This window comes from Pseudomonas mandelii (assembly GCF_002251635.1).
In the GTDB taxonomy this organism is placed as follows: domain Bacteria; phylum Pseudomonadota; class Gammaproteobacteria; order Pseudomonadales; family Pseudomonadaceae; genus Aquipseudomonas; species Aquipseudomonas mandelii_B.
Genome location: NZ_NMOJ01000072.1, coordinates 1 through 16778 on the forward strand (window position 1 = coordinate 1; position 16778 = coordinate 16778).

General features: G+C 61.1%; 17 protein-coding genes. 6 read left to right on the forward strand and 11 right to left on the reverse strand.

What is annotated here, in order from left to right:
• Nucleotides 1-16: 16 nt before the first annotated feature.
• Nucleotides 17-928: a LysR substrate-binding domain-containing protein gene (locus B7L09_RS10390; protein WP_094468713.1), complete on the reverse strand. Its 912-nt coding sequence runs from the start codon at nucleotides 926-928 to the stop codon at nucleotides 17-19.
• Between the two features lie 77 nt (nucleotides 929-1005).
• Between B7L09_RS10390 and B7L09_RS10395 the strand changes: the two genes are divergently transcribed.
• A complete protein-coding gene (locus B7L09_RS10395; RefSeq protein ID WP_094468714.1) occupies nucleotides 1006-1494 on the forward strand; it encodes a DMT family transporter in 489 nt (162 codons plus the stop codon).
• A 119-nt stretch (nucleotides 1495-1613) separates the two neighbouring features.
• Here the strand turns inward: B7L09_RS10395 and B7L09_RS10400 are convergent, their stop codons facing one another.
• The 4 genes from B7L09_RS10400 to B7L09_RS10415 all read right to left on the reverse strand — a co-directional run bounded on the left by B7L09_RS10400 (nucleotide 1614) and on the right by B7L09_RS10415 (nucleotide 6384).
• Nucleotides 1614-2945 (reverse strand): MFS transporter, encoded by a 1332-nt coding sequence (locus B7L09_RS10400; RefSeq protein WP_094468715.1) that lies wholly within the window; start codon nucleotides 2943-2945, stop codon nucleotides 1614-1616.
• 178 nt (nucleotides 2946-3123) lie between these two features.
• Nucleotides 3124-4050: a hydroxymethylglutaryl-CoA lyase gene (locus tag B7L09_RS10405; protein WP_094468716.1), complete on the reverse strand. Its 927-nt coding sequence runs from the start codon at nucleotides 4048-4050 to the stop codon at nucleotides 3124-3126.
• A complete protein-coding gene (locus B7L09_RS10410; protein WP_094468717.1) occupies nucleotides 4047-5240 on the reverse strand; it encodes a CaiB/BaiF CoA transferase family protein in 1194 nt (397 codons plus the stop codon). The genes B7L09_RS10405 and B7L09_RS10410 overlap by 4 nt, the downstream gene beginning before the upstream one ends.
• 235 nt (nucleotides 5241-5475) lie before the next feature.
• The gene (locus B7L09_RS10415) at nucleotides 5476-6384 is read right to left on the reverse strand and encodes a LysR family transcriptional regulator (RefSeq protein ID WP_094468718.1); all 909 of its coding nucleotides are present in this window, start codon (nucleotides 6382-6384) and stop codon (nucleotides 5476-5478) included.
• 159 nt (nucleotides 6385-6543) lie between these two features.
• Here B7L09_RS10415 and B7L09_RS10420 point away from each other — a divergent pair, with 159 nt between their 5' ends.
• On the forward strand, nucleotides 6544-7710 hold the full coding sequence (locus tag B7L09_RS10420; RefSeq protein WP_094468719.1) for a multidrug effflux MFS transporter: 1167 nt from the start codon (nucleotides 6544-6546) through the stop codon (nucleotides 7708-7710).
• On the opposite strand, the gene yiaY is transcribed toward B7L09_RS10420, so the two are convergent.
• Complete coding sequence (gene yiaY / locus B7L09_RS10425; protein ID WP_094468720.1) at nucleotides 7707-8855, reverse strand: L-threonine dehydrogenase; 1149 nt, start codon at nucleotides 8853-8855, stop codon at nucleotides 7707-7709. The two genes, B7L09_RS10420 and yiaY, sit on opposite strands and share 4 nt — an antisense overlap.
• Before the next feature lie 156 nt (nucleotides 8856-9011).
• Between yiaY and B7L09_RS10430 the strand changes: the two genes are divergently transcribed.
• On the forward strand, nucleotides 9012-10031 hold the full coding sequence (locus B7L09_RS10430) for a DUF4917 family protein (protein WP_094468721.1): 1020 nt from the start codon (nucleotides 9012-9014) through the stop codon (nucleotides 10029-10031).
• Nucleotides 10032-10172: 141 nt separating this feature from the next.
• Here the strand turns inward: B7L09_RS10430 and B7L09_RS10435 are convergent, their stop codons facing one another.
• The gene (locus tag B7L09_RS10435; RefSeq protein WP_094468722.1) at nucleotides 10173-10724 is read right to left on the reverse strand and encodes a helix-turn-helix domain-containing protein; all 552 of its coding nucleotides are present in this window, start codon (nucleotides 10722-10724) and stop codon (nucleotides 10173-10175) included.
• 107 nt (nucleotides 10725-10831) lie between these two features.
• On the opposite strand from B7L09_RS10435, the gene B7L09_RS10440 reads away from it, so the two are divergent.
• Both B7L09_RS10440 and B7L09_RS10445 read left to right on the forward strand, forming a co-directional pair.
• The gene (locus B7L09_RS10440) at nucleotides 10832-11614 is read left to right on the forward strand and encodes an aldolase (RefSeq protein ID WP_094468723.1); all 783 of its coding nucleotides are present in this window, start codon (nucleotides 10832-10834) and stop codon (nucleotides 11612-11614) included.
• 29 nt (nucleotides 11615-11643) lie between these two features.
• Nucleotides 11644-12531, forward strand: a complete 888-nt coding sequence (locus tag B7L09_RS10445; RefSeq protein ID WP_094468724.1) for a dihydrodipicolinate synthase family protein — start codon at nucleotides 11644-11646, stop codon at nucleotides 12529-12531.
• A 144-nt stretch (nucleotides 12532-12675) separates the two neighbouring features.
• On the opposite strand, the gene B7L09_RS10450 is transcribed toward B7L09_RS10445, so the two are convergent.
• The 3 genes from B7L09_RS10450 to B7L09_RS10460 form a co-directional block, all read right to left on the reverse strand.
• Nucleotides 12676-13020: a YegP family protein gene (locus B7L09_RS10450; RefSeq protein ID WP_094468725.1), complete on the reverse strand. Its 345-nt coding sequence runs from the start codon at nucleotides 13018-13020 to the stop codon at nucleotides 12676-12678.
• A 175-nt stretch (nucleotides 13021-13195) separates the two neighbouring features.
• A complete protein-coding gene (locus B7L09_RS10455; protein ID WP_094468726.1) occupies nucleotides 13196-13501 on the reverse strand; it encodes a ribbon-helix-helix domain-containing protein in 306 nt (101 codons plus the stop codon).
• Nucleotides 13502-13515: 14 nt separating this feature from the next.
• Nucleotides 13516-14097, reverse strand: a complete 582-nt coding sequence (locus B7L09_RS10460; RefSeq protein ID WP_094468727.1) for a DJ-1/PfpI family protein — start codon at nucleotides 14095-14097, stop codon at nucleotides 13516-13518.
• Nucleotides 14098-14372: 275 nt separating this feature from the next.
• Here B7L09_RS10460 and B7L09_RS10465 point away from each other — a divergent pair, with 275 nt between their 5' ends.
• Nucleotides 14373-15263: a DMT family transporter gene (locus B7L09_RS10465; RefSeq protein ID WP_094468728.1), complete on the forward strand. Its 891-nt coding sequence runs from the start codon at nucleotides 14373-14375 to the stop codon at nucleotides 15261-15263.
• A gap of 85 nt (nucleotides 15264-15348) precedes the next feature.
• Here B7L09_RS10465 and B7L09_RS10470 read toward each other — a convergent pair whose 3' ends face one another.
• Nucleotides 15349-16563, reverse strand: coding sequence for a class I SAM-dependent methyltransferase (locus tag B7L09_RS10470; RefSeq protein WP_094468729.1), 1215 nt, complete (start codon nucleotides 16561-16563; stop codon nucleotides 15349-15351).
• Between the last annotated feature and the right edge of the window lie 215 nt (nucleotides 16564-16778).

The following is a 16778-nucleotide window of genomic DNA, read 5'->3' on the forward strand; positions in this document are numbered from 1 at the left end:
AAAAAAACGAATGATTTCAGGCGCGCACTATCCCCTCCCCAATCCGCCCATTCAACCAGTTCAACGCCTGATCCCCGCCCCGCCGCTTGTGCCAGACCAACACAAACGTAAACGACGGAATATGAAACGGCGGCGCAACCACGACCAGCGAGCGCTCATCAATCTCGCGCAGCCCACGTGAAGCCACGGTAAGAATCAGGTCCGTGCCGCTGATGAATTCCGGGGCGACGCTCCAGTGCGGCAGGCTGATCGCGACGCGACGGCGTTCACGTAACGCCGTCAGCGCCCGCTCGATTTCAGGCGTGCCGCTGCCGCGCATTTCCAGCAGGACGTGTGGCCGTGCGAGGTAGGTCGGCAGGTCGAGTACGCCATTGGCAGGCAGGCTGTTGCGGTCGACCAGGCAGGCGTAGTGCTCTTCGAAGAGTGGCGTGCTGCGCAGCTCGTTTGGCAGTTCAGGGAAGACACCTGCTGCCAGGTCGATGTCGCCATTAAGTACTGCGTCGAGCATGCCTTCGCGGCTGGCGTGGCTGATTTGCAGGTCGATGCCCGGCGCTTCCCGGCGCAACGTGCGAATCAGCCCTGGCAGGACGATGGCGGCGCCATAGTCGGACATTGCCAGACGAAACGTGCGCTTGGCGGTGGCCGGGTCGAAAGCATTTGGCGCCAACAGGGATTGCACCTGGGCCAGTGCCTCGGCCAAGGGGGCAATCAATTCCAGGGCTCGTGGGGTGGGCACGAGCGTGGCGCCCGCGCGCACCAGCAAAGGGTCGCCCAGCAGGTCGCGTAACCGTGCCAGGGCATGACTGACCGCCGGCTGACTCAGGTGCAAGCGTTGCGCCGCGCGCGTGACGTGCTGCTCGCTGAGCAAGGCGTCGAGGATCACCAGCAAGTTGAGGTCGATACGCCGAAGATCATTCATCTGATGCATGTTCTGGATAGCAATTTGGAATTTAAATCTGCGCGACGAATACTCTAGAGTCCAGCAAAACCTGTTGGAGAACGATCATGAGTACATTGCATTGGGTCGGGCTGTTGCTGCTGGCCGTGGTGGCCGGGGCGGTGGTGCCGTTTCAGAGTGCGATCAACGCCAACCTCACGCGTGGGTTGGGTCATCCGCTGTGGGCGACGCTCGCGTCGTTGCTGGTGAGTATCGTGGTGTTGTTACCGATCATGTTGGCGCTGCGCTTGCCGCTGCCGTCGCTGGCGTTCATCAGCAAGGCGCCGTTGTGGATGTGGGCGGGGGGTGCGTTTGGGGTGTGTTTTATTTCGTTGGCGCTGATGCTGCTGCCCAAGCTCGGGGCGTCGGGATTTATTGCGTTGGCGTTGGCTGGACAGGTGGTGGCTTCGCTGGTGCTGGATCACTTTGGGTGGTTTGGGTTGGTGGAGCGGCAGATGACGTTACCGCGGGTGTTGGGGGCGGTGTTGTTGATCGCCGGGGTCGCGTTGATTCAGTTCAGTGCTTCGCCGGCAAAAGGTTTGGTGACTGCGAGTTGAGTGTTGACTGTCAGGCCGCCATCGCGAGCAGGCTCGCTCCCACAATTGATTGGCGGCGTGGCACAGATCAATGTGGGAGCGAGCCTGCTCGCGATGGCGGCCAGAACAGCACCGCAGATTCAGAACTTGTCGAGCGTGCGCAGCTTCTGCGGCAACCCCCACATCAGCAGGGCAACGGCGATCAACGCGCAGACGCCGATCATATACAGCGCCGGGGTCGTGCTGCCGGTGAGGTCCTTGATCCGCCCCACCATCACCGGGCTGACGATGCCGCCGAACTGGCCCAGGGTGTTGATCACCGCAATGCCTCCGGCCGCACCGGCACCGGCTCCGGCCAGCAGTTTTGGCGGCAAGGTCCAGAAGCTTGGGATGGAAGCGATGATCCCGGCACCGAGCAAACCCAGCGCGACAATCAGGAAGGTCGTGTGGTTGGCGAAGATCCCGGCACAGAAGAACCCCAGCGCGCCCACCGCGACCAGGCCTGCGACAAACTTGCGGCGCTCGCCGGTGGCGTCCGACAGCCGCCCGATCACCACCATGCTGATTGCCCCGCACACATACGGAATCGCTGTGAGCAGGCCAATCGTCACCGGGCTCTGGGTGCCCGCGCTGCGGATCAGTTGCGGTGCCCAGAAGTTGAATCCGTAGGACGCCACCTGAATCAGGAAGTAGATCAGCCCCAGGGTCAGGAACCCTGGGATTCGCAGCGCGGCGAGCAGCGAGCCACCACTCTTGTGCGGTTCATGGTGCGCAATGCGGCTGGCCAGCAGGGTTTTCTCCGACAGCGTCAGCCAATGGGCGTCTTCAATCCGGTCCTTGAGCAACGTCAGCACCAGAAAACCCAGGCCGATGCAGGGCAAGCCGCCGAGCAGGAACAACCAGTGCCAGCCGCGCATCTGTAGCACGCCGTCGAGATGTTCCAAGACCAGCCCCGAGAACGGAGCACCCACCANNCCGGCAAACGCCGACGCCAGGAACAGCAACGAGGTGATGCGCCCGCGAAAGTGCTGCGGGAACCACAACGTCAGGTAATACAACACGCCCGGCGCAAACCCGGCTTCCATCGCGCCGATCACGAAACGCAGCGCATAGAACTGCCATTCGCTGTTGACGAAAACCATGGCGGCGGTGGCGAGGCCCCAGGACATCATGATCCGCGCGATCCAGCGGCGGGCGCCGACCTTGTACAGCATCATGTTGCTCGGCACTTCGAAAATCACATAGCCCACCACAAACAACCCGGCGCCCAGGCCGTAAGCGGTGTCACTCAGGCTCAGGTCGGTTTGCAACTGGAACTTGGCGAAGCTGATGTTGATGCGGTCAAAAAACGCGAACAGGTAACACACCATGATCAGCGGCATCAGGCGCCAGGCGACCTTGCTGACCAGGGCTTTTTCTTCGTCGTGGTTAACGGACGGGCTCGCGCCCGCCTCCAGTACATTGAGGCTCATGGTGCTTTCTCCAGGCGGACTTCCCATGGGTGTCCGATTGTTTTTGTTGTCTGGTTCGTTGTGGTTCGTTCTGTAGGAGCCGGCTTGCTGGCGATGTGGCCAGCGCATCCAACATAAATGCTGCCTGACCCACCGCCATCGCCAGCAAGCCGGCTCCTACAAGGGGTTTTGTGTTGGGTCAGGAAGGCATTGGGTGCAAATCGCAATTACGCCCCGCCTTGGCCAGTTGACCGGGCACTTCGTGGCCCAGCAGCGCCGGCAATCCTCGGGACAACTTCAGCAACAGCGGCAGNTCGATGCCGGTGTGAATCCCCACCTCCTCGCACAGGTTGACCAGGTCTTCGGTGCAGATATTGCCTGACGCACCCGGCGCAAACGGGCAGCCGCCGAGGCCGCCCAGGGCTGCATCAAAACGGCGGGCGCCGGCTTCGTAAGCCGCCAGCACATTGCACAAACCCAAGCCGCGGGTGTTGTGAAAATGCAGGGTCAGATCAGCCGNCGAAACCCGCTGCAGAACCCGTCGCACCAGCCGATCAACCTGCCGCGGATTGGCCATGCCGGTGGTGTCGGCCAGGGTGATGCCCTGGATGCCCAACTCGCGGTAGGCATCGACGATTTGCAGCACACGGTCTTCATCAATCCTGCCTTCGAACGGGCAACCGAAGGTGGTGGCAATGCTGCCGTTGAGCCGCACCTGCGCGCCATCGACGAATTGCACGATCTCGCCGAACGCCGCCAACGAGGCTTCGCAACGCATGCGCATGTTGGCCAGGTTGTGGGTCTGGCTGGCGGACATCACCAGGTTCAGCTCATCAGCGCTACAAGCCAGCGCCCGTTGCGCGCCCTTGAGATTGGGGATCAACGCAACGTAGATCACCCCCGGTTGCCGAGTGATGCCCTTGAACACCAACTCGCCATCGCGCAGTGCAGGTATGGCCTTGGGCGACACGAACGAGCCGGCTTCGATGTGGCTGAAACCGGCCAGCGAGAGTTGATCGATCAAGGCAATCTTGTCGACGGTTTCGACCCAGGTCGGCTCGATCTGCAAGCCGTCGCGGGGGGAGACTTCCTGAACGATCAGGGTCTGGGAAAAATCCGTGATCATTGCACCACCCCTTCGGCTTTCAGCCGTTCGATGTCCTGCGCCGTCAGGCCCAGTCCCGCGAGAATACCGTCGGTGTGCTGGCCCAGACTCGGCCCTGACCAGTTCACGCCGCCGGGGGTTTCAGACATTTTCGGCACGATGCCGGGCATCTTCACCGTGGCACCGCCAGGCAAGTCGGCGTTGAGCAACATGTCCCGCGCCTGATAGTGCGGATCGGCGACGATGTCGGCGACGGAATAGATGCGCCCGGCCGGGACTTCGGCGGCTTCCAGCGCCGACAACACTTCATCGATCGGCAGGCTGCTGGTCCAGTGAGTGATCGCCGCATCGAGTACGTTACTTTTCAATGCACGACCGTCGTTATGAGCAAACTCCGGCGCGTCGGCCAAGTCGCGACGACCGACCACCTCCATCAGGCGCTTGTAGATCGGGTCACTGTTGCCGGCGATTACCACATATGCGCCGTCGGCGGTCAGGTAGGTATTGGACGGCGCAATGCCGGGCAAGGCGCCGCCGCTGCGCTCACGCACATGGCCGAGCATGTCGTATTCGGGCACCAGGCTTTCCATCAGGTTGAACACACTTTCGGCCAGCGACACATCGACAATCTGCCCGTCGCCCTGCCCGGTCTTGACCCGCAGCAGCGACATCAACGCGCCAATCACACCGTGCAGTGACGCGAGGGAATCGCCCAGGCTCACACCCACCCGCGCCGGAGGCGAATCCGGGTTGCCGGTGGTGTAGCGGATGCCGCCCATCGCCTCGCCGATGGCACCAAAGCCCGGGCGGTCGCGATAAGGGCCCGTCTGGCCGTAGCCGGAGATACGCACCAGGGTCAGCTTGGGGTTGAGGGCGTGCAACACGTCCCAGCCCAGGCCGAGCTTTTCCAGGCCGCCGGGGCGCAAGTTTTCGATCAGCACGTCGGCGCTGGTCGCCAGTTGCTTGACCAGTTCGATGCCTTCAGGGGACTTGAGGTCCAGCGCCAGGGACTTCTTGTTGCGCGATTGCAGGTACCACCACAGCGACGTGCCTTCGTGCAGCTTTCGCCATTTGCGAAGCGGGTCGCCCTGGCCCATGGCTTCGATCTTGATCACTTCGGCGCCGAACTCGGCGAGCATGCGCGCGGCGAACGGCGCGGCGATCAGCGTGCCGATCTCGATCACTTTGATTGCACTCAAGGGGGCAGTCATCGCGGGGTACCTCTATGTTGTTCTTGGAATATGAGCCAAGGCTAGAGGACCCGGGGGCGATGAATCCAACCGTCAGTTGGCAACGTTCGTTCGCGAAACGCGAACGCCCTGAAATTTCCGCGACCTTGAGGCCGCCATCGCGGGCAAGCCCGCTCCCACAGGGGATTTGTGAACGCCGCAGCATACTGTGGGAGCGGGCTTGCCCGCGATGAGGCCGGCCCTATCAACGAAAATTTCAGACCTGCCCACGCAACTGCTCAAACAACATCCGGCTCACCGGCGACAACGCCGCTTCATCGCGCACCACCAGAATGAGCGCCCGGTCCGACCAGTCATCCGTCAACGGCACCGCATGCAACCCCAACGCCCGGCCAAACAATTCATAGGCCTTTTGCGGCAGGATGCCGATGCCCATGTTGGCCTGGACCATCCGGCACATCGCATCAAACCCCGGCACATGAATNCGCAACCGCAGCACCTTGCCAGCCTTGCGTGCTGCCGCGTGGGTGCGCATGTTGATCGAACTGGCGGCATGCAGACCGACGTAATCGCTGTCCAGCGTATCGTCGAATGCCAGGCTGGAACGACTCGCCAACGGATGATCGGGCAGCATCAACACCACCAGTTTGTCCTGGCGATAAAACACGCTGTGCAGGCCTTTGACGTCGCTGTCACTGGAGCAGATTCCAAGGTCGGCCACGCCATCGAGTACGCCCTGAATCACCCCGCTGCTGGGACGTTCTTCGAGGTCGGTCTTGACCTGGGGATGACGCTCGGAAAAGTCCCGCAGGTCTTCAGGCANGAACTGAATGATCGCCGACAGATTCGCCAGCATCCGCACATAACCGCGCACGCCGTGGCTATGTTCACCCAGTTCCAGGCCCATTTTTTCGACGTTGAACAGCATCTGCCGCGCATGGTGCAGCAGGGTTTCACCAGCCGGCGTCAGGGTCATGCCCTTGGCCTGGCGCACAAACAGACTGATGCCCAGCGCTTCCTCCAACTCCATCAGCCGCTTGCTGGCGGCCGACACCGCGATGGCTTCGCGGCTCGCGGCACGGGTCAGGGTGCCCTCTTCGTGGACGGCGACAAACAGCTGGAGGGTGATCAGGTCGAGGCGGCGGATCAGGCTTTTTTGCAGCATGGAGGGCTCGATGACTTCAGTTCGGCTGAGTCGGCAGGATAGCCCGGTTTTGGCCCACACCATCACATGGCATCGCCCTACTGAAAAAGTCGCGCCACTTGATGTAGCTTTACGCACCCACGTCGGGGACGTCGGTTTCTGAAACCCAAGGAAGACTCCATGAAGAGCAGCACCACCCTCCTCGTCACCTGCAGCACGGTGTTTCTCGCCCAACTGGGCATGAGCATTTACCTGCCGGCGTTGCCGGAGATTTCCCGGGACCTGTCCGCCGGCGCCTCGCAGGTCTCCTGGGGATTGGCGGTGTACCTGATCGGCATGGCGCTGCCGATGTTGTTCTGGGGCAGCCTGGGTCAGCGCATTGGCCGAAAGCCGGTGTTGCTCGCGGCACTCGGTATCTACGGGCTGGGTAACCTTGCCCTGCCCTTGGGCCAGACACTTGAAACGTTCCTGTTCTGGCGACTGGTCCAGGGGATTGGCGCCAGCGGGATTTCAGTCATGGCGCGGGTATTGATCCGCGACAGTTTCCGCGGTGACCTGCTGGCCAAGGCGCTGTCCTGGATCTCGATTTCGTTTGTAGTGGCGCTGGGGATCGGCCAGTACCTGGGATCGATTATTCAGGTGGCGCTGGGCTGGCCGGCGATTTTCTATCTGTTGGGTGGCGCGAGTCTGTTGATGGCAATGGTGGTGGCGCGGGTCACGTTCCCGCTGCTGAACGAGGAGCCTGTTCAGTCGTCTGCCTGGCCGAGTTACTGGCGCATTTTGCGTGATCGAGCCTTCCTGCTGCCGGCACTCGCCGGCGGTCTCGGTTATGGGGTGATCATTGCGTTCAACACCGCAGCGCCGCTGATTCTGCAAGGCCCCTTCAACTGGTCGGCCGTGGAGTACGGGCTGTTGGGCTGGCCGATCAGCGCGGCGTATTTTCTCGGCGCGCTGGGGGTCAATGCCTTCGTGCTTCGCACCGGGCAACGCTGGCTAATGACGGCGGGCGTGAGCCTGGTATTGGGCGGCAGCGCAGTGATGTTGCTGGGGAGCATCGCGGGCACATCCGTTGCGCTGCTGTTCTGGTTGCCGTACTGCTTTGCCGTGTTCGGGCAGTCTTTGAACTACCCGATCAGCCTGTCCCTGGCCAACGACGGCTCACCGGTCGGCGGGGCTTATGCGATGGCGTTGAGCGGTTTCATCCACCAACTGATGGCCGCCATCATCGGCGCGATTGCCAGTCTGATCGCGAGCCAGCAGGCGTGGCCACTGTCCCTGTTTTGCACCTTGCTGGCCTTGGGCGCGATGCTCTGCGTGAAGCTCGCGCGCGGTCGTCAAACCGATTAGAACGCGTTGCGGAAAATCTCCTCGATCTGGCGCTGATCCGCCACCCGTGGATTGGTCAGGCCGCAGGCGTCTTTCAGCGCGTTGGTGGCGAGCGTCGGGATGTCGTTGAGCTTGGCCCCGAGCTCACGCAAACCGGCGGGAATCTCGACGTCGCGGGACAGACTGCGGATGGCGACGATGGCTGCCTGGGCACCCTCTTCCGGGCTCACTCCACGGGTATCGGCGCCCATCGCGTGGGCCACATCCGTCAAGCGCGGGGCGCACACCAGCGCATTGAAACTCTGTACGTGAGGCAGCAGCACCGCGTTGCAAACGCCATGCGGCAAGTCATAGAAGCCGCCTAACTGGTGAGCCATGGCGTGGACGTAGCCCAGGGATGCGTTATTGAACGCCATGCCGGCGAGGAACTGCGCGTAGGCCATGTTTTCCCGGGCGGCCATGTCGCTGCCGTCGCGCACGGCCAGGCGCAGGTTGGCGCTGATCAGTTCGATGGCCTTGATCGCGCAGGCGTCGGTGATCGGCGTGGCAGCGGTGGACACGTAGGCTTCGATGGCATGGGTCAAGGCGTCCATGCCGGTGGCGGCGGTGAGGCCCTTGGGCATGCCGACCATCAGCGCCGGGTCGTTGACCGACAGCAGTGGCGTGACGTTGCGGTCGACGATGGCCATTTTCACGTGGCGGGTTTCGTCGGTGATGATGCAGAAGCGGGTCATCTCGCTGGCGGTGCCGGCGGTGGTGTTGATGGCCACCAGTGGCAGTTGCGGCTTACTGGACTGATCGACACCTTCGTAGTCGCCGATATGCCCGCCATTGGTGGCGCACAGCGCGATCCCCTTGGCGCAGTCATGGGGCGAACCGCCGCCCAGCGACACCACAAAATCACAGCCACTTTCCTTGAGCAGGCCCAGGCCGCGCTCGACGTTGGCCATGCTCGGGTTCGGTTTGGCGCCGTCGAAGATCACCGAGTCGATGTCCTGCATCGCCAGTTTTTCAGCAATCATCTTCGACACGCCGGCCTTGGCGAGACCCGCGTCGGTGACGATCAGCGCCTTGCGAAAGCCGTAGTTGCGGATGGCGGTCATGGCTTCGTCGAGGCAGTCGGTGCCCATGATGTTGACGGCGGGTATGAAAAACGTGCTGCTCATGGACGACTCTCCTGGCTGGGCCAAATCGGCAGCGCCGATCCAGCGGATACCCACAGGATCGACCTATCGGTTACGCAGTAACTTGATCTGGCTCAAGTCCCCGTCGTGATAAAGTCGCCGCCCATCAGACCCTTTGCTTTGAGACTTTGAACCGCAATGACCGATTTCCAGGATGTTGATGCCCAACTTGAAGACTGGAACGCCTTGCGCGCCACCGCCTCGTTCAGCGGTTTGCTGGTGGGCAACGGCGCCAGCCGCGCGGTGTGGGACGACTTTGCCTACGACTCGCTGTTCGAAAACGCGCGCACCGTCGAAGAAAAACCCCTGAGCCAATCCGAGCTGAGTGTGTTTGACGCCCTGCAAACCCGCAGTTTCGAACAAGCACTGGGCGCACTGAAAACCACCAGCCGGGTCAACAAAGCCCTGGCGGTCAGCTCAGCCGCGCCGCGCAATCGCTACTATGCGATCAAGGAAGCGCTGATCAACACGGTTCACGCGGTGCACATCCCGTGGCGACTGGTGGTGCCCTCTACCCTGGCCGCCATCAGTCAGGAACTGGGCCGCTATCGAACGGTGTTCACCACCAATTACGACTTGCTCAACTACTGGGCGATCCAGCATCAGCCGGATGCCATCACCGATCTGTTTCAGGGCGCCGAACCGGGTTTTGACTTGAGCGCCACGGCGACCGACAAAACCCGTTTGCTGTACCTGCACGGTGGCCTGCATCTGGTGCGCAATCAGGACGGCACGGCGCGCAAGCTGATGTCGACCGACAGCACCTTGCTCAGCAGTTTTGCGATCAACAATACGATCAAGACTCTGGACGATGTGCCGCTGTTTGTCAGCGAAGGCAAGGTGGAAGAGAAGCTCAAGACCATTCGCAGCTCGGATTATCTGTCGTTTTGCTACGACCAGTTACTGAGCCATGGTGAGGGGTTGTGCCTGTTCGGGCATGCCTTGGGTGAGCAGGACAGCCACATCATCCACGCGTTGCGCCAGGCACAACCCGAGGTGGTGGCGATCTCGATTTATCCGCGCAGCAAGGCGTTTATCCAGCATCAGAAGCGGCATTACGCGAAGGTGTTTGAAGGGACGGGGTCTGAGCTGCGGTTTTTTGATTCGAAGACGCATGCGCTGGGTAGTCCGAAGCTGACTGTACCGGTCGAGGTTTAACGGTGGAGGCTCCCCGGTGGCGAGGGCGCTTGCTCCCGCTGGGCTGCGAAGCGGCCCCTGCGCTTATTCAGATAAACCGCACTGGCAGGAATGGCGACTGCTTCGCAGCTGGACGGGAGCAAGCTCCCTCGCCACAAATATTCANCNCANNNATTCCTCAGCNCTATGCACCACCACCAACAACTGCGCCTGCACCTCCCCCACCGAGCGAAGCCGNTGCGGTTTTTGCGCGTTGAAGTGCAGCGCATCCCCGCGATTGAGCAGCACGCGCTCGTTCATGAAGTCCACTTCCACCTGCCCTTCGTGGACAAACAGAAACTCTTCCCCCAAGTGTTCCTTGAAGGTTTTATCCGCGAATTCTGTCGGTGGATAAATCATGAACGGCAGCAGGCTGCGCTCGCTGACCTGGTGGGCCAGCACCGCGTAGCCGGGGCTTTCATCGTTGGCCGCCAGGGACTGGCGTTCGTCGCTGCGCACCAGGCTGTAGCTGTCGAGGCTGATGTTGTCTTCGGAGAACAACTCCTCGACCTTCACGTTCAGCGCCTTGGCCAGTTTCAGGGCCGCCGCGATCGACGGCGTATTCAGCCCGCGCTCTACTTTCGACAGATAGCTCTTGGTCATGCCGGATTTTTCGGCAAGGGCCTCCAGCGTCACGCCAAGTTTTTTTCTCAATAATTTCAAACGGATAGACATGAAGAACGATTAATCCATCAAGGAGGCGACGATTTGTCCTTGCCAATGACACAAAGTGTCATATAGCCTCTGCTGTGTCATTTGCATGAACCACCAAGGACACCGATATGGCCAAGACCTTAGCATTACCCAAAGAGCAACTGGTCAAGCAAGCGTTGACCCAGATGCAAAATTCCCTGGCGGATAATACGTGGACCGACCGGCAAAAGCTGGCGCTCACGTGCCGCATTCTGTTCGAACACGGCCACGACTCCGGCCTGGCCGGGCAGATCACCGCACGTGGCCCCACGCCCGGCACTTATTACACCCANCAACTGGGCCTGGGTTTCGACGAGATCACCGCGAGCAACTTGCTGCTGGTCAACGAAGATCTGGAAGTGCTTGAAGGCCACGGCATGCCCAACCCGGCCAACCGGTTCCACAGTTGGGTATACCGCGCCCGGCCCGACGTGAACTGCATCATTCACACGCACCCGACTCACGTTGCCGCGCTGTCGATGCTCGAAGTGCCGCTGCAGGTGTCGCACATGGACCTCTGCCCGCTGTACGAAGACTGCGCTTTTTTGGAAGNCTGGCCGGGTGTGCCGGTGGGCAACGAAGAAGGTGATTTGATCGCCGGCGCACTGGGCGACAAACGGGCCATCCTGCTGTCGCACCACGGCCAGTTGTCCACCGGTACGACCATCGAAGAAGCCTGTGTGATCGCGCAGTTGATCGAGCGCGCGGCCAAGTTGCAGTTGCTGGCGATGGCGGCGGGCACGATCAAGCCGATCCTGCCGGCGCTGGGGCACGAGGCCCATGACTGGATCTCCAAGCCCAAGCGCCACGGCGCCGCGTTCAATTACTACGCCCGGCAGAACCTGCGTCAACACGCCGATTGCCTGAACTGAACCCACCCATTTTCTGAAGGAGACACAACATGTCGACCCCCACCATTCACGGCATCATCGGCTACACCATCACCCCGTTCACCGCCAACGGCGAAGGCATTGACCTCGACGCCCTGGGCCGCTCCATCGACCGTTTGATCGACAGCGGCGTGCACGCCATCGCGCCNCTGGGCAGCACCGGCGAAGGCGCTTACCTGAGCGACGCCGAGTGGGATCAGGTCAGCGAATTCAGCCTCGCGAAAATCGCCAGGCGCGTACCGACTATCGTCAGTGTGTCCGACCTGACTACCGCCAAGGCCGTGCGTCGGGCCCGTTACGCCGAGGCCAATGGCGCCGACGTGGTGATGGTACTGCCGGCCTCGTACTGGAAACTCAGCGAAGCAGAAATCCTCGCCCACTATGCCGCGATTGGCGACAGCGTCGGCGTGCCGATCATGCTCTATAACAACCCGGCTACCAGCGGCACGGACATGTCGGTGGAGTTGATTATGCGCATCATCAANNAGGTCGAAAACGTGACCATGGTCAAGGAGAGCACCGGGGATATTCAGCGCATGCACNAGNTGCANCTGCNCGGCGACGGCCGTGTNCCGTTNTACAACGGCTGCAACCCGCTGGCGCTGGAAGCTTTCGCNGCCGGTGCGAAAGGCTGGTGCACCGCCGCGCCGAACCTGATTGCGCAGCTCAATCTGGATTTGTATGAGGCGGTATTGGCTAACGACCTGGGCAAGGCGCGTGAACTGTTTTATCGCCAGTTGCCGCTGCTGGACTTCATCCTCAAGGGTGGCTTGCCGGCGACGATCAAGGCCGGGTTGCGTTCGACCGGGCTGGAAGTGGGCGATCCGCGGTTGCCGGTGTTTCCACTCGGTGAGGCTGGCCTCGATCAGTTACAAACCTTGCTGAAAACATTGCGCTGATCTCGAAGTTCGCAAAAAAACCAATGTGGGAGCTAGCCTGCTAGCGATAGCGGCCAGACATTCAACATCTTCGTCGAATGTTAAGCAGCCATCGCTAGCAGGCTAGCTCCCACAGTGGATGTGTATTGGGTTTGAAAGGTGTGGTCAGAGCACCGGCAAGGTCTTGTCCTTGATCACGGTGGTCGGCCCGTTGGCCTTGACGCTGGCGATGCCTTTATCCATCGCGCCAGCGGAAGAATAGGTTTCGCTGCTGCCGATGATTTCGTGGTTAGCGGCCTTGAGGTTGAAGTAAGGATGGCCATCCTTGGTGGCTTTCTTTTCGTAGCGTTCATCCAGCGGGCTGTTCTTCTGCACCGAAGCAATGCCGTTGTCGGCAGCGCCGCGCGTGGTGTACAGCTCGCTGGTCAGAATGGTTTCGGCGTTGGCGGCCTTCAGTACAAACTTGAACTGACCGTTGCTGCTTTTGCTTACTTCGTACCATCCAGACATGCTCTATCTCCTTGGCGATTGAGAGGTTTTGCGCTTCAGAGTAAAGACCAGCCTGGCTTATCTGTCGCCTGCTCCGGCCCCATCGCGGGCAAGCCCGCTCCCACAGGGATCACGCTGAACCTGTGGGAGCGGGCTTGAACCTGTGGGAGCGGGCTTGCCCTCGATGGGGTCGACGCTATTTCACCACCGCCCGCACCACCGACAACTCCGGCGCCTGCACCCGACGCTGAGTCAAATACCGAGTGCAACTCACCCGCAAAAACGAGGCGAAATTCACCACTTCGCCGCGGTAGTCCATCACTTTTTCATACAGCTTGGCGATCAACTGGTTGGTGGTCATGCCGTCGACCCCGGCGATTTCGCTGAGGATGTCCCAGAACTGATTCTCCAGCCGCAGGGTGGTGACCACCCCGCAGATGCGCAGCGAGCGGGAGCGCGATTCGTAGAGAATCGGATCGGCTTTGACGTAGAGCTCGCACATGGAAAAGTCCCTCGTTACAGCGTGATTTTGGTGCCCAGCAACCCGAGGAAACCGGCGAGCCAGCTCGGGTGCGCCGGCCAGGCGGGCGCGGTGGCCAGATTGCCTTGTACGTGGCCTTCCGTCACCGGGATATCGATGAACGTACCGCCCGCCAGACGCACTTCCGGCGCGCACGCAGGATAAGCGCTGCACTCGCGACCTTCGAGAATCCCCGCGGCCGCGAGCAATTGCGCACCGTGGCACACGGCGGCGATCGGCTTGCCGGCCTTGTCGAACGCGCGCACCAGCTCCAGGACTTTTTCGTTCAGGCGCAGGTATTCCGGCGCACGACCGCCCGGGATCAGCAGCGCGTCGTAGTCGGTTTCAGCAACTTTGGCGAAATCGAAGTTCAGGGCAAACAAGTGACCAGGTTTTTCGCTGTAGGTCTGGTCGCCTTCGAAATCGTGAATCGCCGTGCGCACGGTCTGGCCGGCGGATTTGTCCGGGCAAACGGCGTGCACCGTGTGGCCGACCATCAGCAGCGTCTGGAAAGGCACCATCACTTCGTAGTCTTCGACGTAATCGCCGACCAGCATCAGAATTTTCTTGGCAGCCATGGGGAGGACTCCTCTGGGAAAGACGTAGGAGTATTCAAGGTAGTCCTTATCCGTGGGGTCGGGTAATAACCAGCTACTACCTGATGGACCGCGTCATCGTTCATCGCGAGCAAGCTCGCTCCCACNGGNANNGNNAAACCTGTGGGAGCGGGCTTGCCCGCGATGGCGTCCTCAAACTGTACGGATAACTCTGCGCCTAGCTGTAACAGCGCGATCCCCGTGGTTTATGGCTAGATGAAGACTCTTCCCGCCACCCAACATTCCGGTTCCCCATCATGTCCTCGCGCGAAAACACCGGCATGGCCCTCGGCCTGCTCGGCGTCGTCATTTTCAGCCTCACCCTGCCCTTCACACGGATCGTCGTGCAGGAACTTCATCCGCTGCTCAACGGCTTGGGCCGGGCGCTGTTTGCGGCGGTTCCGGCGGCGATGCTGTTGCTGTGGCGCCGGGAGAAATGGCCGACCTGGAAACAGGTCAAAGGCCTGACGCTGGTGATCGCAGGCGTGATCCTTGGCTTCCCGGTGTTGTCGGCCTGGGCCATGCAAACCTTGCCGGCGTCCCATGGCGCGCTGGTCAACGGCCTGCAACCCCTGTGCGTGGCGCTGTACGCGGCGTGGCTGTCCCACGAGCGGCCGTCGAAAGCCTTCTGGGCCTGTGCGGCGTTGGGCAGTGCGTTGGTGTTGAGTTACGCGNTGATCACCGGCGCCGGCAGTATCCAGGCCGGTGATTTGCTGATGCTCGGGGCGATTGCCGTGGGCGGTCTGGGTTATGCCGAGGGTGGCCGGCTGGCCAAAGAGATGGGCGGCTGGCAGGTGATCTGCTGGGCGCTGGTGTTGTCGACGCCGCTGCTGATCGGACCGGTGGTCTATTTGGCGCTTCAACACCAGGGCGAAATTTCCGCCAAGACCTGGTGGGCGTTTGGTTATGTTTCGCTGTTCTCGCAGTTCCTGGGATTTTTTGCCTGGTACGCCGGGCTGGCCATGGGCGGCATTGCACGGGTCAGTCAAATTCAGCTGTTGCAGATTTTCTTCACCATCGCGTTTTCGGCGTTGTTCTTTGGTGAACACATCGAGCCGATCACCTGGCTATTTGCCGCCGGGGTGATTGTGACGGTGATGCTCGGACGCAAGACCGCCATCAAACCCGCCCGCATTGCCACCGCATGATGCTGGCCAAACACGAACGCATTACCACCCCATGACTCTGTNGCATTACCACCCCATGACTCTGTAGGAGCCGGCTTGCTGGCTCCTACAGGTAATTGTCAGCCCGCAGCAGGGTTTCGAGGCAGTGTTCGGTGATGTGGTAGAAATCCTTCAACTCCTGAATCTTCACCAACAACTGCGCGTTGTCCAACGGCTCGGCGCGTTTGACCGCCAGGATCATCTTGTTCTTGTTGGTGTGTTCCAACGAGATGAACTCGAACACCTTGGTCTCATAACCGCAGGCTTCAAGGTACAACGCCCGCAGGCTGTCGGTGACCATTTCCGCCTGTTGGCCCAGGTGCAGGCCGTATTGCAGCATCGGCTTGAGCAGCACCGGGCTCTGGATTTGCAGACGAATCTGTTTGTGGCAGCACGGCGAGCACATGATGATCGAGGCGCCGGAGCGAATGCCGGTGTGGATCGCGTAATCGGTGGCGATGTCGCAGGCATGCAGGGCGATCATCACGTCCAGCTCGCTCGGCGCCACGCTGCGCACGTCACCGCACTTGAACACCAGCCCCGGATGCTCGAGCTTGGCGGCGGCGGCATTGCACAGGTTGACCATCTCCTCGCGTAACTCGACGCCGGTCACCACGCCTTCGGCTTTCAAGGTGTTGCGCAGATAGTCGTGGATCGCGAAGGTCAGGTAACCCTTGCCCGAGCCGAAATCCGCGACCTGCACCGGTTTGTCCAGCGCCAGGGGCGAGGTGGTCAGCGCATGGCTGAACACTTCGATGAATTTATTGATTTGTTTCCACTTGCGCGACATCGATGGGATCAGCGCCTGCCTGGCGTCGGTTACGCCCAGGTCGGCGAGGAACGGCCGGCTGAGGTCGAGGAAGCGGTTCTTCTCGCGGTTGTGCTCGGCGGACGGCACTTCGCGCAATTGCTGAGGTTTGCTCTTGAACAGCGAAGACTTGCCCTTTTTGCTGTATTCGAGCTGGGCTTCGTCGGCCAGCGACAGTAAATGCGCATTTTTGAACGAGGCTGGCAACAGCGCGGCNATCGCTGCCACGCCGTCCGCCAGCGGGAAGTTCTTGGTGATGTCGCGCGTCTTGTAGCGGTAGACGAAGGACAGGCACGGCTGCTCCTTGACCGTCACTGGCTTGATGATCAGCCGCTGCAACTCGGCCTCNNTGCCGACGTACTTGGCCAGGACCAGTTTGATGAAAGCATTCTGGTCGAGGCTGGTTTGCAGCAAGTCGATGAACTGGGCGTGGTGATCCGGCGCGAGGCTGGCGGGAGTGGCGGTGACAGACATGGAAAAAACGGCCTCGGGCGGAGCGAATCGGGAATGGCGGGTATTTTAGGGGGGATGGCCGTCCGGGACACGCAGTTATTTACCGAACGGCGCGAATCGTGAGGCGATTCGCGTTCCCTCGCCCACAGAAGGTGTATCTATTGAGCTTGCCCCCGCTGGGCTGCGAAGCAGCCCTACCCCCTGCAACCGTGTTTATCTGAATGACCGCATTGGCC